This is a genomic window from Aquimarina sp. MAR_2010_214 (genome assembly GCF_002846555.1).
Classification (GTDB): domain Bacteria; phylum Bacteroidota; class Bacteroidia; order Flavobacteriales; family Flavobacteriaceae; genus Aquimarina.
This window is the reverse complement of record NZ_PJMS01000001.1, coordinates 1-24248: the sequence shown is the minus strand read 5'-3', so window position 1 is coordinate 24248 and position 24248 is coordinate 1. Positions and strand designations below refer to the sequence as shown.

Genomic DNA, 24248 nt, shown 5'->3' with positions numbered 1-24248 from the left:
CAAAACATATAGTTATAAAATAGGGGCTTTATTGAGTTCATTTTATCAGTTTCAGAATTCTTTTTAAAAATTATACTGCACTGTTGTTTTCAAAAAGAAAGGTGTCCCCGGGGTAAAATGGATTTCTTCAACAGATTGAGGTTCGCCAGTCAAACGCGATTCAGTAGCGAACTGAGTTTCGTTCCAATCTTGATCAAATAGGTTTTGTATTTGAATACTCAAACTCATTTTTTTCCATTTATACCCTACATTTAAATTTGTGATAGTATATCCTTCTGCTACAATACTATTATCCTCATTGGCAGGACGATCATTTAGATGCTGAACATTGACACTCCCAAAAAAACCTGATTTATGCAGAACATTAAATCCACCCATCAAAGTAAAATCTGCTGCTAAGGGGATGTAATCCGCATCTGAAGGCTCATCAATAGATCTAGCATGTGTATAATTGGCATCTAAATTACAAAACAACCAAGGGAAAATCTGGTATCGGTAACTTAGATCGATTCCTTGACGTCTCGTTTCACCACTGGGTTCTACGATCCCTGCGTCCCCTACATAAACAAATTCTTGTTCTAAATATAAATACCAATAAGCAAGATTGAAAAGCATCTTAGAAGTGGGCTTCCAAACAAATCCTATATCAGTTCCTAAAGCTGATGGTAATATAGTTTCGCCTCCACGGGCAACTACAACCCTCGTATCATTAGAGTGAAAGCCTTTTCCGGCTTTTGCGTACACCTGTAATTCATTTGAAGCATTATAAAAAATATTCAATTTAGGGCTAATGGCAGCTTCTGTCTCTTCCTGAGTTTTATAAAGTCCTAATAACGCATTATTATACTGAAAATCAAAATAATCCACCCGTATAGAAGGGTTGAATGTCCACTTATTCAGGTGAATGTTTGCCCCAAGGTAAGCTCCAAAATTGGTTTCGTTAATATCTCCAAACTGAATCTGTTCTAAGGTTTCTATTCTGTTGCGAGAACGAGACAATTGATTGTCCTTACTTTGATCATTCCTAAGACTAATCCCTGCTTGCCAAGTTCCTTCCACTTTATTACCAGAAAATGCTTTTTGGTATTCACTATTCAATCCAAAAATTGTTCTACCTTCCTTTTGTCTAATCTGATCTCCATTGATAGGATCCTCTAATAAAAAAGTAAAGTTAGAATAGAGTTCAAAATCATAGGCACTCCAATAAACACTATTTTTTAAAGTTGAATTTTTATTAATAATCTTATCATAGTTTACTAAAAAATTAGTCCTTGACGTATTGCCTCCTTCTGTATCATCAATAGCGCCAAATCGCGAAATCAAACCACTATCGACTGCTCGCTGTGGTATTTGTCCTGAAGCATCCCATTTACTGCTAAAGTTAGATACAGTAACACCAAGCTTATCGCTATCAGTAATAAAACCTGTATATTTTCCCAAAATGTTAATCCGATTAAAGTTTTGCGGACTGTCAAAGAAACTATCAGTAGATAAATATTCTGATGCTACATAAGCATTGTGTTGTGCAGTATTCATAATATTAAACATCCCCAAAAAGCGATATGTGTCAAACTGCCCTGCCTCTAGTTTGATCATACTCGTATTCAGGTTTTCTTTGGTTTTAAAGTCTACATAACCAGCGGTTGCAAAGTTACCCTTATCCTCATAATATACCCCTTTCCCAAAATCTACTTTATCTATAGTTTCAGGAATTACGAAGTGTAAATCAGCATATCCTTGTCCGTGGGCATGGGATACCATATTTACTGGAAGTCCATCAACAGTTAGGTTAATATCAGTACCATGATCAATATCAAAACCACGTAAAAAGATTTGTTCTGCTTTTCCCCCTCCCGCATGTTGTCCTATAAATAATCCAGGAACTTTTCTCAAAATATCTTGGGAAGAATTTACTGGGTTGGTTTGTATATCTACATCTGTAATTAATTGAAGCGTATTGACTTTTGAAGTAATAATTATTTCATCAAGATTGATAGATTGTGGATACAATACAATAATCAAAGATGTGCTTAGATCTTTGACTATTACTTCTTCACTTTGATACCCCAAACGTGAAAACTTTAGAATGTCCCCGATGGAGACATTTTTTAAACTAAAACTACCATGGGCATTCGTATGATTGTGCTCATTTGTTGTTTTGTTTAAGATGTTGGCTTCTTTAATTGCTAGTTGATTTTGATTTACCACAGTACCGATTAGGACTTGAGCATATATTGAACTACTTAGCAGCAATAGTGAAATGGTAAAGAAAAGTAACTTCATTTATGATTATTTAGGGGACGAATTTAAAAAAAAACATTTAATGCAACAATATTGCAATAAGAAAATTTAATGTTAATTTTGAATGTTATCTAAAATTCTTGTTCCTTAGATCAAGGTGTGACCTCCTCCCAATAGATAGGACAATTTAGGATTGGAAGATTTGATTAAATAAATTTGTTAGTAAAAAAGCAAAAAAATCTGTTTTACATAATTTTTGTAAATCCATTGGTTTTGAGAGGATTAATTTAGAATGAATAATCTAAAAGTTCGATAAGATGTCGCTCGGGTGCTACTAAAAAAACCAGTTGTGAAAACAACTGGTTTTTTTATACCCGAAAATCTGATGCCTTGCATCATGGTTTTCTTTGTGCAAACTCCCCTTTTAAGGTCCAACGACGAAAAGTAGTGAAGGAGTTAACCTTGTTCACGCTACTAAAAATAACCTTCAGAATTTCAGAAGATTATTTTTATCTAGGACTATTTTATTTTTTTGGAAAACGCTACAATTTTATAAAAAAGCACCAAAAAAGTATCATTTTGTGATGAGCGTAGCCAGTAAGCGATGCTAGTTTGTTTCGATTTGAATACTAACAGTATTAGTTATTGCAATTGTATTCCAAATGCCTCATTAAGACCTTGTTCAAGAAAACCAACAAAAGGCTCATCATGACCCCCATCTCCAGCAAGGATATTAGCGTTTTTAGACTCCAAAAACAAAACTTCATCGGCGGTAAGACCACCAACAGCTATATCTGTTGCTCCATAAATGTAAGTTACGCTAGATAAATCCTCAATAGTATTAAGAAGTTTCGTGTATCTATTCTTTCCGAATCCAGAAGATAGTCTTTGAAGATTTCTATTTTTTGCATTCGCTAGTGGCTCTGAATCTAATATGGGAGTAACCCCGTTTTCAAAATATCCTTCCTTTCCTTCAGCTAACCCTTGCCACATAACGTCATTCATATCTAATCTACCCGAAATAATTAGATATTTATCAGCAATATCTATTCCTTTTTTGGCAATAAGACCTTGTGTTACAAACGCACCAAATGAAAGCCCTAAAACATAAACTGTTCTGCCTTGATCCTTAAAATAAGTAATCACTTTGGCAAGTGTTTCTATACTTTCTGCATTAAAATTAACCGCTTGCTCTAATGTTATATCATTGTCATTAACTATACTAGGGGTTAACGTTTGTGCTTGGTGTACATTTACAGTTAAAATACCGGCGGTATTAAAATCATCAACAAAAAAATCTATTATCTCTTGATCGAGTGCTGTACTAGGTCCAGCTTGCGCATTAATTAGAACTGTAGGAGCTTTTTCGTCTCCTCTGAAATAAATTAAACTTTTAATTTCCTTCGATATTTCAATAGGTTCGTTAATAACGGGACTATCATCAGAGCTACAGCCAATAAGAAATAAGGATAAAATAAGAACTGTTGTGTACATGTGATAATGCTTCATAATAATTTGATTTTAAATTGTTTATATTAATTTAATGGGCTATACCTCAATCAAAGTAATCCCTTTATTAGTAGTGAGTTGTATTTCAGAACTCACGAATTGTTAAAAATGAACGGATAAGGTCAGGGTAGTTTAGTACCTCAACTAGTTTATAAAAAGTGCATATGTATGGTTTGCTATTTTTTCATTTTAGAAAAAAATAAAAGACCTTAGTTCAGAAATCCATAGTCATGGTACTAAATCCTGCGATACCAAAATTACCTAGGATCAATTCATTAGTGATTGTGTTGGTAATATTACCAACAATATTTATAGGTGGAAATAGAGAGGAGAATCCAGGTTCATCACCTTGGTTCCTAAGTACATTGGCATAAAACTGAAACGTAGTAAAGTTAATATTATGGAGACTAACTCGTACTGTTTCACCAGTCTTTATATTGCCAATATCAAGAATTTTTTCTTCTACTTCATTCACAATTCTATCATTGAATACGCCATATTCATCAGAAATTGACATGTCGCCTTTAAAAACTTCTATGCGAATTAGGTAGAAATTTTGTTCTTCGATTGGGCCTTTAAAAGTAACTCGAACTGTGTTACCGTTTTTTACCATATCTATAATAGGTATAGACGGTTTCAAAATTTCTTCTTCTGATTTAATCACAGTTTGATCTTGTAACATAACTTCTATCCAATAGGTGTTTCCAATAATGGGAGTAATCATCTCTGAAGTCCTGTAATTTCCATTATCTATGGTAAACGAATCCGAAACTAGTGATGCGGTATTGGATACATTTTTGGTAAACAATGATACTTGTACATCATTTATAGCACTAAAAGTGGTATCAGTTACAGGAGTGGTTTTTTGAATTTGAACCGAAACATAATCCTCTTCGCTGGTAAGCAATCCAGAAATAAATACTTGTTCTTCAAACTCAAAATCTGGATTGATATCTTCAACACAACTTGTTAGAATACTTAATAAAACTAGTGTGATGTATATATATAGTTTTTTCATGGATCTAAAATTTAAAATTATAAGATATGAATGGAATTGGCGCCGCAATAAAAGAAATCTGGGACGTTTTTAATGTATTGTTCTTAAAAACAGAATTAACCGAAAACGCATTTTTACGTCCGTATACATTGTATACGCCGAAATTCCAACTTCCTTTCCAGTTTGTTTTAGGGTTATCTGTGGGGGTATACGTAAACGAAATGTCGGCTCTATGTGTGTTTGGAATTCTAAATGCATTTCTATCCGAATATGTAATAAATGAATCTCCATCAAAAGTAAATCTACCATTTGGCTGCGTGATAGGTCTTCCTGTTTGAAAGGTGAAGAAGACTCCCATTTCCCACTTTTTAGATAGTTTGTAATTCACAGTACTATTAAATATATGTGGCCTGTCAAAATTCGAAGGAAAATATGTACTGCTATTAATCTGTTCTGAATAGAAATCACTTTTTGTTTTCCGTTTGGATACAGAATAGGTGTAGTTTATATTTCCAGTTAATTTCCCTTTATTTTTATGAACTGCCAATTCTAATCCATAGGAAAAACCTTTGGCAGGTACCAATTCTGTTTCTAAGTTATCAAGGACTCCTAATCGGGCTCCATTTTTATACACTACAATGTTGTCAAATGTTTTGTAGTATCCTTCTATTGAAAAATTATAACCTTGATCCTTGGTGTCATATGCATATCCAGCAGAAAATTGATTCACTTCTAAGGGTGCAATGTGCTCTCCAGACGGTTTCCAGATATCGTTAGGTAAAGCTATATTTTGGCTGGATATGGAATGGATGTATTGAAACATTCTATTGTATCCCATTTTGAAAGCTTTTCGATCATTGAGATCATATTTTAAGGAGATACGTGGTTCTAGCCCAAAATAGCTTTTTGATATTTCGTTATTCTTAACATTTTTATTTCCTATAATTGAGTTTTGTGTTTGTGGAAGATTAGGGTCATAGATAGCAATGTTTTCTTCTCCAAAATTTGCAAACCAAGAGTATCGTAAACCCGTCTGTACCGATAATTTATCCCATTGTTTTTTAACGCTATAATACGCTGCTAGCTCTAGTGCTTTTTCTTTGTCAACAAGCTCTTCTCTTATGTCAGAACTTTGTTTGGGAATAAACTGATATAAATTACCAGAAAGACCAAATCTCATTGTTGTAGTAGGATTTGAATAATAGGTAAAATCAGGCTTAAAAAGCCAATTTTCGATTGATCTACCAACGGTTTCTTCAATATCTTCTTCACCTTCAATATCTTCTTTTATTCCTAGATTAAACTTATAATTGCTATAAATACCCGTGATATTGGTAAATAATTTATTAGAAAAGATGTGATTCCATCGTAAGGTAGCGGTAGTATCTGTCCATCCAAGATCTAAATCAGAATCAAATCCCCCTTCTCCTGTATCATCTTGATTAAGTTGTATGACATCTGCGGCAAAAATCCCTGAGGCATAAAGTCTATTTTTTTTATTGATGTTCCAAGTTAGTTTGGTGTTCAGGTCATAAAAATGGAATTTGTCAACAGCTTCATTACCTGGAAACAATGGGAAAAACACATCAAAATAAGATCGTCTGCCAGAAGCTAAGAAGCTTATTTTATCTTTTAGAATAGGCCCTTCTATAGTGAGTTTAGAAAATAATAATCCTAACCCTCCTTCTCCCTTAAGTCTTTTTGAGTTTCCATTTTTTTGTCGAATTTCTAATACTGATGATGCTCTACCTCCAAAACGTGCTGGGATTTCGCCTTTATATAGTTTTATGATCTTGACAGCGTCAGCATTAAAAATAGAAAACAATCCAAATAAATGAGAGGTATTATACAAAGGGGCTTCGTCTAGTAGAATTAAATTTTGATCGATATTACCACCTCTTACATTAAAACCACTGGTTCCTTCGCCAATGCTGCTAATCCCTGTTTGAGTTAGTATCGCTCTGTTAATATCTGGCTCGCCCAAAAGAGAAGGTAGTTTTTTTATCCCTTCGGCTGTTAGATTCGAAGTTCCCCCAAGAATTGATTTTACCTGACTTGTAGTATGCTGATTAGATACTATGATGACTTCATCTAACATACTTGAAGATGGTTGTAGTTCTATCTTTACGTTCATATTATTTTGTAATTGAACGTTGATCTCTTTAGTCAAATAGCCTAAATACGAAATTTCAAAAACATAATCTCCTTTTGGTAAGGTTATAGAATAAAAGCCATATTCATTAGTAAATACCCCTTTGCTAAGATTTTTAACAATAATACTGGCACCCAAAAGTGTTTCGCCAGTACTTGCGTCTGTAACGATCCCACTAATAGTAAAATCATCGTTTTTGTTTTTAGAAAGGATGATATGATTTTTTTTGATTTTATAAGAAATGGTAGAATTCTTAAAAAGCAATGCAATTGTTTCCGTCAGATCTTTTTCTATAACTTTAATGCTAAAGTTTTGATCAACATCGATCACATCATTATTTAGAATAAAATTGTAGGATGTCTGTTCTTCAATTTTGTGTATAATTGATTTTAATGGACTATTTTCTTCGGCTAGCGTAACGCTGTTCTGAGAAAATCCATTGAATGCAAAGAGTTGAAAACAAAAAACTAAATAAAAAAAGAAAGATAATTTCATTAGAAAAATAGTTTTTCCATAACTAATTTTTGGCCACGTCATGACCTCAAAAAGGTTTATTTTCATAAATTTGAATATTGTTAATTTATACTGATTTCGCGATTAGAATTTTTTAACATTTATAGTGGGAAAATGGCAGTTTTCCCACTTTTTATTTTATTATCCACTCATTAGTTTTTGTATTTAGTGTATATGTAAAGTCTTTTGAAATTTTAAGTATTTCAAAAATCTCATCTATTGGAGTATTATTATCAAAAGAGCCTGTAAATTTAGAAGCTGCGATGTCTTCATTTTTAAAGCGGATTTGTTTACCAAAATGCGCTTTTAAATCGATGGCTATTTCTCTGAAGGTTTTGTTGTCGAATTGTATTTTTCCTTCTTTCCAAGCAATTTTGGACTCATTAAAATCCATTTTAGATTTTACCACTTTTTTGGTATTCTTGTAAAAAGTTACTTTATCATCAGGAATCATGACTACGCTTTCTTTAAATTGTGTATCAGAAGTAACTTTTACTTTACCTGTAATTAATTTTGTTTCTGTAATTGAGCTATCTATATACGATTTGACATTAAAACTGGTACCTAAAGCTGTGACCGTAATATGATCTGGTGTAGTTACTGTAAAAGGGTGCAATGTATCTTTTGCAACTTCAAAAAAACCTTCTCCTTCTAGGTATAAATTTCTTGGGGTTTCTACATCATAGGATAATCTACTTGAAGCATTTAACCAGACTTTGGAGCCATCTGATAGTTCAATGCTCCTTTGTTCACCAAAAGTTGTCTGGACAACTATTTGATTCTTATTCGAGGATATCGTATTGTAGAAATATGTTCCAGAAATTATTACGATCAATATGGCTGCGTACTTAAGCATGTCTTTCCAAACCACTGTTTTTGGTTTGACCGTATTAAAGAAACGTTTTTTAGCGTGTTCGACAGAAGGATTTTGTTCAGAAGTATGATTATAGATGGTCCTTATTTTGATAAATAAGGCTTCATCAAAATCTGCAGAATCCATCCATTTTTCTACTTTTTGAATCGTTATATTGTCAGCAGTTTTGGAGATATATTCCCAAAGTTCTGTTTCTGTAATTTTAAAATGTTCCATACCCAAAAGGTGTTAACTACTTAAAAGACGTTTGTCAAGTAGTGTTACCCTATTGAAAACCCACTTCTTTTCTTAAAAGTAGTCCTTTAAGCCATTTTTGAATGCTGTTAAAGCCTTTGATATATGGAGTTCTACGGTTTTTACAGAAACTCCTTTTTGTTTAGAAATTTCTTTGTAGGTCAAACCTTTATCTCTTGATAGCTTGAAAATATCTGTTGTTTTTTGTTCAAGAGTCGTATAAATATCTTCAATACGTTGTACTAATTCCCATTGTTTGTCAATCTGAGTTTCAATACTGGTATTTAATGTGTATAAATTAGTATGCTTTTCTCTAGTTTGTTTTTTTCTATAATCATCTATAATTTTATTTTTGAGTGTTGTAATTAAAAATGATTCTATAGAACGCTCAGACTTCTTGATGTTTTCAAAGTTTTCCCAAAGTTTGATAAATGTTTCTTGAACCAACTCCTCAGAAAGGTCAGTTTCTTTTAAAACTTTGAGGGCATAATTGTACAATCTGTTATAGTGTTTATCAAACAAATTGGAGAATTTGGCCTCTTTGATAGAGTTCGATGTAATTTTTTTATTCAAATAGTTAAGTAACAGTAGATGGCTAAGTTAAATAAAAACGCTTAAGATTCTTTACTGTTGCATTTGCTCTTTATTTTAAGTATACCAAGAAAAGAATCAAAATAGACTAATATATCAAAAAACGGGGCTTTATCAAAAAGTACTGTTTTGTTGGTGAATACGGACAACTGCAAGACGAATAATACAGAAGATACTTTCATGTAGAGAGTCAAGTTCTGGTTGATTTAGCCTCATTATTGGATGGAGTCTTGTTTCCGGCACAAAGAAAAAATTCATATAAATGTGAGGCTTTTTTTTAAATGGAGATCAAGACCAATTGTTGCGCTTATGTAAATATTCTGGTTCATCTAAATGGGAAGAATTCTATATTTATGACTCATCTAAACTATACTCTAAAAACTTTTATCTTTGTTTTGAAAGATTATGAAATCGAAACTAGATGTTGTTGTTATATAAATACTCTGGTAAATCTAAAAAGAAATGATTTTACATTTTTTAAACAATAATTGCTAAAAAAAATAGCATTTTGATGAGGGGTCGAAGCCTCTGGATGTTTTGTTGAGTATTTATAAAGCCCATTTGTCGATAAATCTTTCAGTATAGAAACTTTTAAAGAAGTTGAGTTTTATATTTTTTTGCTAAAAATATTAGCAATAGACAAAATATGTATTATATTTGCATATAAATAAAGTAAAATAACGTAGAGTATATACTACAGATTAATAAAAATATATAATATGAGTTTGTTCAAGAGATTATTTACCCTCGGAAAAGCGGAGGCAAATGCAGTAGTAGATAAATTAGAAGACCCTATAAAAATGACAGAACAGGGTATTAGAGATATGAAAAAGGATTTAGAAGATAGTTTAAAAGCTTTAGCAGAGGTTAAAGCGTTAGAAATTAGATCCAAAAATGATATTGCGGCAGAAACTGAGAGAGCCTTAGATTATGAAAAAAAGGCAGTTTTGTTACTCCAGAAAGCGGCAAATGGGAAAATCACCTCAGAGGAGGCTGATCGTCTAGCAAGCCAAGCCTTACAGAAGAAAACAGAGTCAGAAGGACATTTAGAAAGAGCCAAAAAAGAACAGGCTTTATTTAGTCAAAATGTTAGTAAATTAGAAGGGAATGTTAAGGAATTGAGGAATAATATTAATTCCTGGGAAAATGAATTGAAAACACTAAAGGCTAGAGTAAAAGTGGCTTCAGCTACCAAAAATTTAAATAAACAAATCTCAGAGATTGATTCTTCTAACACTATTTCTTTATTAGAGAAAATGAAAGATAAAGTAGCAGAAGAAGAAGCATTATCTGATGCGTATGGCAGTATTGCTAGTAAAGGGAAATCTATAGATGATGAGATAGATAATGTGCTTAAGGATGATCCTGGAAATAAGATCTCAGATAGTTTGGCAGAGCTGAAAGCCAAAATAGCTTCTAATAAAAAGGATGCTTAAAAGGATAAATTAAATCTGTAAACCTAAAGTTTACAGATTTTTATATTATGATGATTACTAGTAACTAACCTTAAAAAAAGATCCCACTAATCATAATGAATGGACTAGGATTGCATATACTTATGGAGTTCCATGAATGTTCTGTTGATATTCTTGATAAATTAGATATCTTAGAAGTTTCAATGGATGAAGCAGCAACTGTTGCAGGAGCAACGATCATAAAATCAGTATTTCATCAATTTGCACCCCAAGGAGTGACAGGTGTTGTCGTTATAGCCGAAAGTCACTTAGCAATACATACTTGGCCAGAATATGGATATGCAGCAGTAGATTTTTTTACTTGTAATACAGATATGGATTATCTTTTGTCTTATCAATTATTAGCTGAAAAACTGAAGTCTAAAAGACATTCTTACAAAAGTGTAGAACGAGGTTTGATTAATAATATAGCAGAAAGCAACTAAATGAATTACAATAGCATTAAAAAAAGATCTTATGAAATTCTAGAAAAAGGAGAAGCCGATGATAAATGGAGTAGAAGAGTGGATTTATTTATTGTCTATTTAATTTTTTTCAATATTCTAGCCGTTGTTTTAGAGTCTGTTAATTGGTTAAAAAAAGACTATCAAGATATATTTGATTTCATAGAACTGTTTTCTATTTGTGTTTTTACAATTGAATATATATTCAGAATATGGTCAATTACAGAGAAAGAAGAATATTCAGGACCTATTAGGGGAAGACTAAAATATTTATTTTCTTTTTTTAGTATCATTGATTTATTAGCACTAGTGCCGGCTTATATTCCTTTGTTAGTTGCCGTAGATGCTAGGGTAATTAGAGGAGTGCGATTAATTAGACTATTTAGAATTTTAAAATTATCAAGATATAATAATGCGTTCAGTCACATACGTCATGTATTCTTGTCTAAAAAAGAAGAACTAGTGATTTCACTTTTTGCCGTATTAACATTGTTGGTTGTCTCATCAAGTCTGATGTATTTTGTTGAAAATGAAGCTCAGCCAGATGCTTTTTCGAGTATACCGGCAACCATGTGGTGGGGAGTAGCTACACTTACAACAGTGGGTTATGGTGATGTATATCCGATTACAGGGTTAGGTAAATTTATGGCAGGGATCATGGCAATTTTGGGTGTTGGATTATTTGCATTACCCGCAGGTATTTTAGCAAATGGATTTGGAAGTTCATTAGAAAAAGACAAGGATAAAACAACTTGTAAACATTGTGGTAAGAGTATAAACTAATTTATATGGGAATATTTAATTTTTTTAAAAAAGACAAACCAGAAAGTATTGTTGATTTTACAGTAAATGATCTTAAAAAAGGATATATACTGGATTATTTTCTAAAAACTTGGGAAGTTAAGAACGTATATGTATACGATTGGGGGAATAACTCTTTTTCGAGAGAATATTTCTTGGATTCAGGTGATGAATCATTATATCTTTATGTAGAAGAAGATGATGATTTAATCTGTTCTATTTGGAATAAAATCGACGTATTAGATATTTTACCTAATTTAATAGAAATTATAACTTCGACTGATGAAGCACCTAATTCTATAAACTATAATAATACTACTTTTGTAAAAATTAGTTCTAGTTTAGGTCATTGTATGGAAGAAGGTGATGAGGAAGGCTACGATGAACTGGTTAATTGGACGTATCAGAATAGTGATAATAAAGAGTTAATCTCTATCGATAGAGTTGGCGAAGAAGAATTTGAAGTAGCTCATGGGAACTATGTAAAAGAGTTTGAGTTTTCTAATATTCTTCCAAGATAAAAATGTAAAAATGAGTAAATCAAATTTTATAAAAGTAATAGTAGCAGGATTTCTCATCACAAGTATTGTGGGTTGTGGTACTAAGAATTTCAAAAAAACACCATTAGATAATTATATTGTAGAGAATAGTAATGAAAAACAATTCTCTGTGATTTTAGAAGATATGGATGTCGATGGTACTTTTTTTAAAACATATTCACATAAATATAGGGTCATCAAACACAAAGAAGATGATACGCCATATGAGCAAATTTCTGATTGGATTGAAGTAGATAAGAAGTTTTTTGCTAAGCATGAAGATAATCTGGGAATGGTTATTTTAGAAAAAAAAGGTCAAGGAAAGATTTCTAAAGTTGCGTCGCCGCCTGGATATGGGTATGTTGGTGATAGTAGATATGGTGAATGGAGAACTCATAATGGGAGTACTTTTTGGGGGTTCTATGGGCGTTATATGTTCATGAATCAAATGTTCGGTATGATTAATAGACCAATCTATAGAAACGACTATGATACCTATCGCGGAGGCGGATACTATGGGTCAAGAAACTACTATGGTCCTAAAAAAGGAGGTAGTTCACGTTATGGCACGAATTCTCAACAAACCAGAAAAGAAAAGCCTAATTTCTTTAGGCGAAGAGCTTCTAAATCAGGTTGGTCTTCTTCAAGAAGCAGATCAGGAAGTAGATCAAGAAGTACAGGTTTTGGAAAATAATCTTTATATTAACAAGTCATTAATTCAATAGAATATGCAGTTTAATTTTTTAGAAACTATAGATAATTTGATTACAGCATTAATCTATTTAATCGTCAGTTTTGTCTTATTCTTAATCGGTAAAAAAGTATATCAATTGTTTCATAGAAGCATTAATATGGATCAAGAATTAGTAGAAAAGGATAATTTGGCGTTTTCATTTGCAAATGTTGGTTATTATATCGCAATGGTGATCGTAATATCTGCTGTATATTCTGGAGAAGGGATCGGACATATTGTGGATGACCTTATAGAAGTTGGGATATATGGCTTATTATCCATTTTTTTGCTGAATGTATCTATTTTAATTTCCGACAAAGTCATATTAAGAAAGTTTTCAATAAAAAAAGAAATTGTAGAGGATCAAAATGTCGGTGTCGGTATTTTAGAAGCTGCTATATGCATTGCCAATAGTTTAGTAATTTATGGTGTAATTACAGAAAATCAAGATAATTTTTTCGAAATACTTATTCTTTGGTTGATTGCACAGTTTGTTTTGGCGTTAGTGAGTGTTGTATATAATAAGATAACACCATATGATATCCACGAGTATATCAAAAAGGATAATGTAGCTGTAGGAATTGGGTTTTCAGGAGCCATAGTGGCAGTTGCTAATTTGGTGCGTTTTGGAACACAAATGGAAGCGGATAGTTGGATTGTAGTTGGAGAAAATTTATTGCTGGAAACAGGAATAGGTCTGTTATTACTGCCTTTAGCAAGGGTCTTAACGGATAAAATATTACTCCCTAAAAGAAATCTTACTGATGAAATTGTAAATCAAGAAAAACCAAATAATGGAGCTGCAATCATTGAAGCTTTTTCATATATAGGAGGATCGATACTTATCTGTCTAAGTTTTGCATAAGATTCCGCTTTTTTTTAAAATTATTTATGCTAAAAACAAATAAGAGCTTATGGCTTAAAATTGCCATTTTTGCGACAGGGGTTTCTGGGTTAACCTCAGAATTTATTTTGTCAACATTGGCATCTTATTTTATAGGAAACTTAATAGTACAATGGACTATTGTATTGTCTATAATGCTGTTTGCTATGGGAATCGGTAGTCGTATGAGTCGATTGGTGACTAAACGTTTATTATTAGCATTTCTTTTTATAGAATTTTCATTATCCATTCTGATTAGCTTTTCTCCATTATTAGTATATGTATTCGCTGCAAAAACAGAATTTATAAATATTATTATATACGGATTAGCATTGTCTGTAGGTTTTTGTATAGGATTTGAAATCCCTTTAGCAACAAGGCTTAATGAAACTCATGAGTCTTTAAATAAAAATATTTCCAATATTATGTCTTGGGACTATATAGGAAGTCTTATTGGAGGTTTGTTGTTCGCCTTTTGGGGTCTTCCAGAATTAGGGATTACGAATACTGCATTTGTTTTTGGAACCTTAAATTTTATAGTAGCCATACTTTTATTTTGGAATTATAGAAGTATGTTAATTACAGAAAAAAAATGGATAAACATCAGCATATTTTTGTTAGCTGTTATTTTAAGTATTGGGTTTGTTTCATCAGAAGAAATAATTTTATACGGTGAACAATCAAGGTATAAAGATAAAATAGTCTATCAAGAACAATCTAAATACCAGCATATTACTGTTACACAATGGAAAGAGCATTATTGGTTGTACATTAATGGAAATCAACAGTTAAGTACGTTCGATGAATTTTTATATCATGAACCAATGGTGCATCCCATTATGGCACTAACTCCTGAACATAAAAATATCCTGATCATCGGAGGAGGAGATGGTTTTAATGTAAAAGAACTACTAAAATACGAAGAAGTAAGTACTATTACACTTGTAGATTTAGACCCGGCGATGACTAAGCTAGGTAAAGAGTTTGAAGGGATTGTGAAATACAATGAATCAGCACTGCAAAACCCTAAAGTAACCATTGTAAATGATGATGGATTTACTTTTTTAAAAGAAAACGAAACGTATTATGATATTATAATAGTGGATTTGCCTGATGCTAAAACCATAGAAATTAATAAGCTCTACTCACTAGAGTTTTATCGTTTAGCACACCATGCATTGAGACCTAATGGTCATATTATTACACAAGCTGGAAGCCCTTATTATGCGACAAAAGCGTTTTATTGTATTGATAAAACAATGAAAACAGCTGGTTTTACTAACTTACAAATGCATAATCAAGTGTTGACTTTAGGTGAGTGGGGTTGGATATTGGGTAGTAAAAAACATACCAAAGAACAGATGATAAAGCGGTTAAAGCAAGCTTCATATAAAAATCTTAATAATAAATGGCTCAATAAAGAAGCAATAGATTTAATTACCTCTTTCGGAAAACCACTTACAGATACATCTCAGGTCGAAATCAATACAATTAACTCTCCCATGCTTTATAAGTATTATTTGAATGGTAATTGGGATATGTATTAAAAAAATGTTAGATATTCGAAACCGTTTTTGCAGCTTGTATTCCAGAATCTAAAGCGTCAAATAAGAGAGGTAAACGACCTGTATCTGCGCCTGCAAAAGCTAGATCATCGATCAATAGATTTCTAGGTTTAGTTAGATAACCAGGTTGTGGAATTGGCATTGCATGCCCCAGTAACTTAATAAATACTTCTCTTACAGCACGGCTAATATCTTTTTTGTAATAGGCAGACATTTTTTTGATTGTTTCATGAACAATCGAGTCATAAGAAGTCTCTAAATTCTGAACACTATAATGATGCATATCAGGAAAACAATAATATGCAGTTAGAACTCGATCATTTTTCGGATTTTGGATTTTAGAATCGGAAAACCCTAAAAATGTAGTGTCTGTAGATATAAAATCATTTTGCCATTTACTGTTAGGTAATGCAATATCATCGGTAAGCATTATATTAATAACGACCCAGGGAGTGTACGAAATATCATTAAACTGATGAAATGATGTGGGGTTTATATATTGTAAAGCATGCTTTTGGCCTGCATAAATTACAGTATTCGAGACTACTTTTTTTCGCACTCCATTTTTGGTGTCTAATATATCTGCCTGCCATTTTTCGTTCTCTCTTTTCAGTTCAAAGACCAAATGATTACAATGTATATTACTAGAAGGAACGTAATTCTTCATTTTATTAATAAAATAGTAATTCCCCTCAGTAGGCGAAAATGTTTTTATGTTTTTGTTGGTGTAATAAGGTCTGCAAGTGTAATAATGAATACCGGCTAACGCCGAAATTTGTTTAGTAGTACCTCCATAATCATCTAGCATTTGATAATCTATTGCATTGATAAATGTGTTATCAATAGGTAGGTATTTATCAAGGTATTCAAAAAAAGTAATCTGATCAAGATAATGGAGTTCTGAAGATATTAGGGTACTTGGTAATGGAAGTTTGCCTCTAAAACTTCGTATCAAGTCAAAAAAGTTTTTGCGAAGTTCAGAATTTAATAAAACTGAAGATTTCATTTCTCCGTGAACATAACAAGCTTCTTCCTGATGAGAAGGAACAAGATGCTGTTGGTCTACAAAATTCCATAAATTAGTATATGAATTGAATTTTATAACATCTAATTTTTTTAATAATTCTAAACCTTCATATCCATAATTATGTAAATAGGTATGTTCGTAATGCGCTCCTTGAGAATAAAATACATTATTAATAGATAAAGCACTAGATGTGCCTCCTAAGCTTGAGTTTAATTCACAAACTATAAAATCATTTGATGATAAAGAACAGGCCGCAGCCATTCCTGATATTCCTCCTCCTACAACTAGTGTTTCTGTGGTTAATGTTGTAGTAACTGGTAACTGAACTGCAGATTTAACGAGATGCCCTGTAGCACTGTTTGAATCAATATGGATAGGGAAATTAGGTCTGGATTTGACCTCTCTATCTGATTTTTTGCAAGATGCGATAGTGATCAGTCCTCCACTAAGATATAAAAATTGACGTCTATCCATGAATGTCTCCTATAAAAATTTAGCCCATGTGCCATCTAAATAATATTTATAGAGTACAGGATTGCGAACCGTATTTACCTCTACGCTATCTATTTTGATTAAATCTTTGCCAAAAGAGGTCATCAAGTTCATGGATTCATTGGTGATCCATTCTACCTCTATATCATCAAAGGTCATATCCAAAAGCCGTTCTTTGAGTTTGCTTTTACTTTCGTGTTTAGATCCAATTACCCAGCCCCATTCTCCAAATGAATACACATGATTACGAATTGGAAGTGCATTAAAACCTGAATCACCTATTGTTTTTTCGATAGATCGAAATGCCTTAGTAGTATAATAAGGACTAACAGCTTGTGTAATAATATGCCCAAAAGGTCTTAATCTACGATGGCAAAGCCGATAAAATTCCTTGGTGTATACCCTGTTTAGATCAATGCTTTTAGGGTCTGGGAAATCCAGAATCATGACATCGTAGAATGCAGAAGTATTTTCTAAAAACTGAAATGCATCTTGATTAATTACCTTTACTTTGGGATCATAATATGCACTATCATTCATCGTTGTGAAAATCTCATTGGATTTTCCAATTTTTGTCATTTCAGGATCAATATCGACTAGTGTGATTTGTTGTACGTTTTTATATTTTAAGACTTCTCTGATAGCACAACCATCTCCAGCTCCAAGAATTAACACGTTACGAGGGTCTTTAGTAAGTTTCATTACCGGATGTACTAAAGGTTCATGATATAAAAATTCATCAAAAGTACAAAGTTGTTTGCTTGAGTTTAAATATAACCAATAATGTTCTTTCCATTGCGTAATTGTTATTTTTTGATAACGTGTTTGTTTAGAGAATACTACCTTGTCGTTATATCTTTCTTGTTCACCGTACAATACGATTTCATCTGCGTTATAACTTAAAAACAAAATGGTACATAATATAACAGGAATTGCAATGTTAAAGGATAATTTGTAAGAGGTATCCACATATTTGTTGAGTCTTACAAAAAGAGCAATCGCTACTAGGAAATTAATTCCTCCAAGGATAAAAGGAGTATGAGTTAACCCCAAAAAAGGGAGTCCTACAAAGACAAAAAATAACCCACCAATAAGGCTACCATAGTAATCATTCTCCATTACACCGGCAATATTGGTTCTTAATTCTTCATTTTCTTCATTGATACGAGTTACTAATGGAATCTCCACACCAATTAATAATCCAATAGCAATACTAAAACTATATATAACCACTCCTATGTTTTCTGTCATTCCCATTAAGAAATAAGTAGTGAGAGCAGCTGTAGAAGTGAGTAATGATAATAAAAGTTCTGCAATTAGGAATTTTTCTAAAATTTTAGTGGTAAAAAATGTACTCAATCTACTTCCTACTCCCATAGAAAATAACATGATCGAAAGTATCATCGTCCATTGAAACACAGAATCTCCAAGGAAATAAGTAGCTAAGGTTGATAGGATATATTCTGCAACAATCCCAGACAGTCCTGTAGCAAATAGTGCTAGTTTAAGGATTCTAGACTTTTTTTGTGACAATTTATGTATTATTAGGATTTACAATCGTGCTCTTATAGTCGTTTCAAAATTACATAGAAAAAAATGAAAGAAAGTAGACTACTATGATTAACTTATCTAAAGTATAAAGAATACAAAATTTAGCATATAATATAGTAGTAATTTAATTAAATGTTTAGTTTTGAACTTATATCTTATATATAATTCCCATAGATTAATTATCTAGGAATCGGTTAGGTCAGCGAGAAGTATTTTAATTCAAACTTACTTTTTTAGTTTCGAATCAAAACTCAAAGAATTAATCCTAATAACATTATGTTTATTTAAAACTATGACGAACGAAATATTTGGAGCACATTATTTTCATGTAAAAAATCAAGAAATATTTGAGAGTGATCTAAATCAGCTTTATTTTTTTACTTCCTATATAGGGTTGCAAAAAATAAAAGTAGAAAAGGGAGATTGTGTTTATTATTTTGATAGTGAGTTAAAAGAGGTAAAAGTACAGAAAGGACCTTGTACAATAAATTCAAAATATTTAGCAACTGTAATCAGAGGGTATATGCACCCTAATGCTAGTTTTTCTTTAGAAGGAGTTACTACGCTACCTTATGTTAATGGATGTTCTACGAAACAATTGTTTCCTCCTATAAGGTTAGGAGACCCTACATTACAATACCTTAAGATGCCTCCTTTTAGCAAAGAACAAGAGCATCATATTCATTCAACCTTTCGGGTTGTTCTAATCGTAGAAGGGGTAGGAAAAAGTATTGTGGGAATAGAAAACAGAAATATAGTAACAGATTTAGAACCGGGTTCGGTATGTATATTAGAACCAATGTGCCCACATCATTTTGAAACGGATACTGAAAAACCATTAATAGCAATACCCTTGCATATTTATTCCTCAGTAGGTGCGTTAGAAAAAAATCACCCAATGTTTAACGGTACTGTAATGATATAACAAATGGAAAATGAAAAAATAGATAAAATCATTATTGATTTCTTAGAAGAATTCAATCACATGTGTACGACTACCAGAAAAGATTTTTTAATACGAGAAAGAATTGTTACCTATGAGCATAGTTCTTCAGTTAAAAGATATAACATTACTCACCAAATAAGAAGAAAAAAGAATGAGTGGCTTATAGAAGGAGTTAGTACTGTTTTTTGGATTTTTAAAAAAAGATTTCCTTTATTAAGAATTAATCGTATCAATGATAAGATTCGTTTTACAGGGGTGTTTACATCTTCATTTTTAGATTTTGATATAACACTTATTGAAAGTCAATTAAAAGAATATTTAGAAATTTGTAAAAAACAACCTGAAGATGTCTTTGCCAAATCTTGATAGTCAGGTGTATTATTTGTCCAAAAAACAATTGTTTCGCAATCGTTTATGGAAAAAAAAAGTAAACCCTGTATATTTAAAAAGCTGTGAATTTTTTGGAACAATATTAATAGATCGTACAGAAACTATTGATTCGGGAATTGATTTTAGAATTATAGATAAAATACCGGATGAGTCTAATACCGATTTAACTTTTGATGAGGTATGTAGAATCAGAGCAACTAAGATTACTAGTTCTACAAAAGGCAAATTAAAAGTATTGTGGTCAGGTGGAATAGATTCTACTGTTGCTTTAATTTCATTAATCCTAGAATTAACGGATACAGATGATATCGATAGGCTACAAATAGTATTGTCTAAAGAATCTATTATTGAATACCCCAAATTTTTTAATGATATCATAAAAGATAAAGGCTAAGTTCTAATTAGAATATGTTTTATCTTTACTTTATAAAAACGGAGAAATGATACCAGAAGATTTTAGAGATTTTTTCATTAGTTCATCGGCTTTGGTTCAATCAGAAATTGTTTCCACATTATTGGAGATCTCTACTGAGGGTTCAGCCCTGATTGATAGCAATCAGAGTAAAGCCATAAGCTGTCCTCATTGTAAGTGCAATAAAATTAAGGCTAATGGTAAGCTCAAAGGAGTACAGCGCTATGTTTGTAATACTTGTCATAAAAACTTTAGTGAAACTACCGGTAAGTTCTGGTACAACCTCAAGAAGAAAGACAAAGTTAATCGTTATTTATTCTGTTTACTCTCTGGATATAGTATTCGCAAGAGTGCCAAAGAAACAGGGATTTCTATTCAGACTTCTTTTGATTGGAGGCACAAATTACTTGTCTCCTTTGGGAGCGTAAGTGTGGATGAATTCCAAGGAATCCTAGAGAGTGATGATCTTTTCTTTGCTTACTCTGAAAAAGGGAATCGAAATTTGGATCGTCCTGCTAGAAAACGTGGCGCAAAGGCAAGTAAAGCTGGTCTCAGTAATGAAAAAGTAGCTGTGATAGCCAGTTGTGACCGATCAGGGAACAAAGATTTCAAAGTAGCTACCAGAGGTCGCATTAGTAAAAGTGACTTGGAGACTATATTACAAGGGAAGTTGGCTAAAGTAGAAACCCTTTGTAGCGACAGTCACAGAAGCTATACTGCATTTGCAAAAGACAAGAAGGTAGCACACAAAAAATTTAATGCTTCGAAGGGTCAAAGAGCTGTTGACAAAATATATCACGTACAAAATGTGAATAATATGGATATGCGTCTAAGGAAATTTATGGAGCCCTTCAATGGAGTGGCAACAAAATACCTTCAGAATTATCTGAATTGGTTTTTAGTCTTAGAAAAATAAAAAATTCAACCAGTAAAATGGCAACCGTAGCAGCTATAGCCTTTGCTTCCAATACTGCCTGGATGGAATTTAAAAACATAGTAGTAAATAATATGCTTTTTAGAACTTAGCCAAGATAAACTGAATTATGAAATCATTCAGACCACTATTATAGATCATATTGCACAAGACGAAATTATTATATCTGGGGAGCACGGCGATCAACTTTTTGGAAGCGATAAACTTAAATACTCAATTATTACCGGAGATGCTTTTAGTCCATATCCTGAAATTTTAGATTTTGTTATCACCAGAAACTGGGGACTTATAAATATACAAGTAAAATTATTGACTTTATAGAACCTCAACTCAAGAAATCTCCAATTGAAATAATAACACTATTTGATTATTTATGGTGGTTGAATTTTTCTTTGAAATGGCAAACTGTTTCTATGAGATTAACTCATGGAATTAATCGTCATCATTATGATTTAGAATCAACAGTATTTCATTTTTTCAAAAGCACAAATTTTCAAAAGTGGTCGATGAGTAATCATAACTGTAAAATAAAAAAGAATGGAATTCATATAAATATGTTGCTAAAGAGTATATTTATAAGTTTCATCAGGACGATTTTTATTTGATCAAAAAAGAAAAAGAGCAATCACTAAAAGAGGTACTTGTTAATAAAAATGCAAATTTTAATCTTTTAAATTATTTCAAAAAAGATAAAAGAGTTAATGAAACTGTGGATGATGATGTGATAATAAAGGTATAGTGAAATATTGTTATTTGTGGTGTTTTGTTGACTTTAAAATTTGTATAACACTTATAAGTAGTTGGTTGAGTGATCTGTGAATCATTCTCATAACCCGAAGGCCACAGAGCCTATGCTAGAGTTGATTCAGTATTCGAGTTCTGTTCTCGCCACAAAGAAAAAATTCATATAAATGTGAGGCTTTTTTTTCTAAAAAAATGGAGATCAATCTCAATTATTGCATTTATACAAATATCCTGGTTCATCTAAAAGAGGAGATTTTTTCTTTCTTAATTTAGATCAGTTTCGAATTAACTACAAATCAATTAACTTTCCTTAAAATGAGTTATCTTTATCATATACAAGATGATCGCAAAGTTAATATCTATAGTAATCTCGGGTTTAGTATTAACTCAAAGTTTCAATGTCGGTGTAAATGATATTGTACAATTAGATGAGTTAATGGAGCATGCCAAATTTCATGCAGATGAGTATGGTGATAATTTTGTTGTGTTCATTTCTAAGCATTATGGAGAGCTAAAACAAGTACATCATAAGGAGCATCAAGAAGAGAAAGAAGAGCATGAGCAACTTCCATTTCAACATCAAGGATCAACAAATTCTTTTTTGGCCTTAATCATCAATGACAATAAGAATGATCAGAATAAAATAGAAGAGCAGAAGAACTCTTCTACTACTTTTTTCTACCAATCCCCTGACTATAATTGTCATCTGTCAGGAATCTTTCAGCCACCACGGCAAGCATAATTCATTTTATAAGTTTTATCTATTTAGACATCAGTGCATATACGCTGATGTAATCTTATTTATATTATTATGAGTTATGTTATCATATATTATCAATTTTAGTATTAGGAATAAATTTATTGTTCTTTTATTTACAACATTTATTATAGGATTTGGATTGTACTCCTTATCTCAAATTCCTATTGGTGCTGTCCCTGATGTCACGAATAATCAGGTACAAGTGATTACAACATCACGTAATCTTTCTACACAAGACATGGAGCAATTTATTACCTATCCTGTAGAATTAGAAATGGCAAATTTACCTGGTGTTGTAGAGATTCGTTCTGTTTCAAAATTTGGATTATCGGTAGTGACCATTGTTTTTGAAGATGATATGGGAACCTTTTTGCCAAGACAACTTATCGCCGAAAAAATAAAATCTGCATCAGAAAAAATTCCTGAAAACTTTGGGACACCAGAGATGGGACCTATTACCACAGGATTAGGAGAAATCTTTCAATACATTCTTGATGTACGACCAGAGTTCAAGGATAAGTACAATGCAGAAGAGTTAAGAACAATACAAGATTGGATAGTAAAACGGCAACTCTCTGGTATTCCCGGTGTCGTTGAAGTTAATACCTGGGGTGGTTTCTTAAAACAATATGAAGTTGCTATTAATACCGAAAAACTTAATGCAATGAATATCACAGTGCATGATATTTTTAAGGCATTAGAAATGAATAATAGTGTTTCAGGTGGTGGTTATATCGAGAAAGTTAATCAAGCATTTTTTTATTCGTGGAGAAGGTCTTGTTTCCTCTTTGAGCGACATCAATAATATCGTTGTCAAAAATGAAGATGGTTTACCAGTCTATATTAAAGATGTTGCAAAAGTAGGTTTCGGAAGCGCTACTCGCTTTGGAGCAATAACGGGTAATGGTGAAGGGGAAAAAGTCTTGGGACAAGTTATGATGCTTAAAGATGCAAATTCCAAAAAAGTTAATTGAAGCTGTAAAAAAGCGGGTTGCAGAAATCTCTAAATCATTACCAGAAGGAGTTTATATCAATGCCTTTCTTGATCGAAGTGAACTGATCGCTAAAACAACTTTTACCGTTCTGAGAACTTAATTCTTGGATGTTTGATTGTAATTTTTGTAGTTGTCTTACTATTAGGGAATTTTCGCTCTGGACTAGTAGTAGCATCGGTTATTCCATTGTGTTTGCTTTTTGCATTATCTTTAATGTACATCTTTGGGGTGGATGCAATTTGATGAGTCTAGGAGCTATAGATTTTGGAATCATAATAGACGGTGCCGTCATTATAGTAGAGTTTATTGCCTTTCGAATTACACAAAAGAAAGATGAAATTAACGCTTGTTCGAAAGTTGAACAACAACACCTAAAGATGAAATTACATCTTCTGGAGCTTCAAAAATGATGAATTCAGCCATTTTTGGACAGCTCATTATTTTGAT

21 protein-coding genes and 1 pseudogene are annotated in these 24248 nt (G+C 32.2%); 14 read left to right on the top strand and 8 right to left on the bottom strand.

Annotated features, from left to right (window positions below):
• Positions 1-63: 63 nt before the first annotated feature.
• The 6 genes from ATE84_RS00105 to ATE84_RS00080 all read right to left on the bottom strand — a co-directional run bounded on the left by ATE84_RS00105 (position 64) and on the right by ATE84_RS00080 (position 9093).
• Complete coding sequence (locus tag ATE84_RS00105) at positions 64-2283, bottom strand: TonB-dependent receptor domain-containing protein (RefSeq protein ID WP_101444801.1); 2220 nt, start codon at positions 2281-2283, stop codon at positions 64-66.
• A gap of 600 nt (positions 2284-2883) precedes the next feature.
• Positions 2884-3750 (bottom strand): hypothetical protein, encoded by an 867-nt coding sequence (locus tag ATE84_RS00100; RefSeq protein ID WP_101444800.1) that lies wholly within the window; start codon positions 3748-3750, stop codon positions 2884-2886.
• A gap of 214 nt (positions 3751-3964) precedes the next feature.
• A complete protein-coding gene (locus ATE84_RS00095; RefSeq protein ID WP_101444798.1) occupies positions 3965-4768 on the bottom strand; it encodes a DUF4249 family protein in 804 nt (267 codons plus the stop codon).
• Positions 4769-4772: 4 nt separating this feature from the next.
• Complete coding sequence (locus ATE84_RS00090; protein ID WP_101444797.1) at positions 4773-7460, bottom strand: TonB-dependent receptor; 2688 nt, start codon at positions 7458-7460, stop codon at positions 4773-4775.
• A gap of 85 nt (positions 7461-7545) precedes the next feature.
• On the bottom strand, positions 7546-8502 hold the full coding sequence (locus ATE84_RS00085) for a FecR family protein (RefSeq protein ID WP_101444795.1): 957 nt from the start codon (positions 8500-8502) through the stop codon (positions 7546-7548).
• A gap of 72 nt (positions 8503-8574) precedes the next feature.
• Positions 8575-9093 (bottom strand): RNA polymerase sigma factor, encoded by a 519-nt coding sequence (locus ATE84_RS00080; protein ID WP_158237139.1) that lies wholly within the window; start codon positions 9091-9093, stop codon positions 8575-8577.
• Positions 9094-9830: 737 nt separating this feature from the next.
• Between ATE84_RS00080 and ATE84_RS00075 the strand changes: the two genes are divergently transcribed.
• From ATE84_RS00075 to ATE84_RS00045, 7 genes are all read left to right on the top strand, one after another.
• A complete protein-coding gene (locus ATE84_RS00075) occupies positions 9831-10547 on the top strand; it encodes a PspA/IM30 family protein (protein WP_101444792.1) in 717 nt (238 codons plus the stop codon).
• Between the two features lie 95 nt (positions 10548-10642).
• Positions 10643-11011, top strand: a complete 369-nt coding sequence (speD, locus tag ATE84_RS00070) for an adenosylmethionine decarboxylase (RefSeq protein WP_101444790.1) — start codon at positions 10643-10645, stop codon at positions 11009-11011.
• Positions 11012-11812, top strand: coding sequence for an ion transporter (locus ATE84_RS00065; protein WP_101444789.1), 801 nt, complete (start codon positions 11012-11014; stop codon positions 11810-11812).
• 5 nt (positions 11813-11817) lie between these two features.
• Positions 11818-12351, top strand: a complete 534-nt coding sequence (locus ATE84_RS00060; protein WP_101444787.1) for a DUF4178 domain-containing protein — start codon at positions 11818-11820, stop codon at positions 12349-12351.
• A 10-nt stretch (positions 12352-12361) separates the two neighbouring features.
• Entirely contained in the window at positions 12362-13063 is a 702-nt protein-coding gene (locus tag ATE84_RS00055; RefSeq protein WP_101444786.1) for a hypothetical protein, read from the top strand.
• A gap of 34 nt (positions 13064-13097) precedes the next feature.
• The gene (locus tag ATE84_RS00050) at positions 13098-13967 is read left to right on the top strand and encodes a DUF350 domain-containing protein (protein WP_101444784.1); all 870 of its coding nucleotides are present in this window, start codon (positions 13098-13100) and stop codon (positions 13965-13967) included.
• Between the two features lie 26 nt (positions 13968-13993).
• Positions 13994-15532, top strand: coding sequence for a polyamine aminopropyltransferase (locus tag ATE84_RS00045; protein ID WP_101444783.1), 1539 nt, complete (start codon positions 13994-13996; stop codon positions 15530-15532).
• 7 nt (positions 15533-15539) lie between these two features.
• On the opposite strand, the gene ATE84_RS00040 is transcribed toward ATE84_RS00045, so the two are convergent.
• Together ATE84_RS00040 and ATE84_RS00035 are read right to left on the bottom strand one after the other, a co-directional pair.
• The gene (locus tag ATE84_RS00040) at positions 15540-17051 is read right to left on the bottom strand and encodes an FAD/NAD(P)-binding protein (protein WP_101444781.1); all 1512 of its coding nucleotides are present in this window, start codon (positions 17049-17051) and stop codon (positions 15540-15542) included.
• A gap of 9 nt (positions 17052-17060) precedes the next feature.
• Positions 17061-18602: a polyamine aminopropyltransferase gene (locus tag ATE84_RS00035; RefSeq protein WP_101444779.1), complete on the bottom strand. Its 1542-nt coding sequence runs from the start codon at positions 18600-18602 to the stop codon at positions 17061-17063.
• 310 nt (positions 18603-18912) lie between these two features.
• Here ATE84_RS00035 and ATE84_RS00030 point away from each other — a divergent pair, with 310 nt between their 5' ends.
• From ATE84_RS00030 to ATE84_RS26510, 7 genes and pseudogenes are all read left to right on the top strand, one after another.
• Positions 18913-19545 (top strand): AraC family ligand binding domain-containing protein, encoded by a 633-nt coding sequence (locus tag ATE84_RS00030; protein WP_101444778.1) that lies wholly within the window; start codon positions 18913-18915, stop codon positions 19543-19545.
• 3 nt (positions 19546-19548) lie between these two features.
• On the top strand, positions 19549-19932 hold the full coding sequence (locus ATE84_RS00025) for a hypothetical protein (RefSeq protein WP_101444776.1): 384 nt from the start codon (positions 19549-19551) through the stop codon (positions 19930-19932).
• Positions 19913-20350 (top strand): hypothetical protein, encoded by a 438-nt coding sequence (locus ATE84_RS00020; protein ID WP_101444775.1) that lies wholly within the window; start codon positions 19913-19915, stop codon positions 20348-20350. The genes ATE84_RS00025 and ATE84_RS00020 overlap by 20 nt, the downstream gene beginning before the upstream one ends.
• A 46-nt stretch (positions 20351-20396) precedes the next feature.
• The gene (locus ATE84_RS00015) at positions 20397-21284 is read left to right on the top strand and encodes an IS1595 family transposase (RefSeq protein ID WP_101444773.1); all 888 of its coding nucleotides are present in this window, start codon (positions 20397-20399) and stop codon (positions 21282-21284) included.
• A gap of 1102 nt (positions 21285-22386) precedes the next feature.
• Entirely contained in the window at positions 22387-22788 is a 402-nt protein-coding gene (locus tag ATE84_RS00010; protein ID WP_233195720.1) for a hypothetical protein, read from the top strand.
• A gap of 76 nt (positions 22789-22864) precedes the next feature.
• The gene (locus ATE84_RS26515; protein ID WP_233195719.1) at positions 22865-23611 is read left to right on the top strand and encodes an efflux RND transporter permease subunit; all 747 of its coding nucleotides are present in this window, start codon (positions 22865-22867) and stop codon (positions 23609-23611) included.
• Positions 23520-24044, top strand: a pseudogene (locus ATE84_RS26510) (efflux RND transporter permease subunit). The gene ATE84_RS26515 and the pseudogene ATE84_RS26510 overlap by 92 nt, the downstream one beginning before the upstream one ends.
• The last annotated feature ends 204 nt before the right edge of the window (positions 24045-24248 follow it).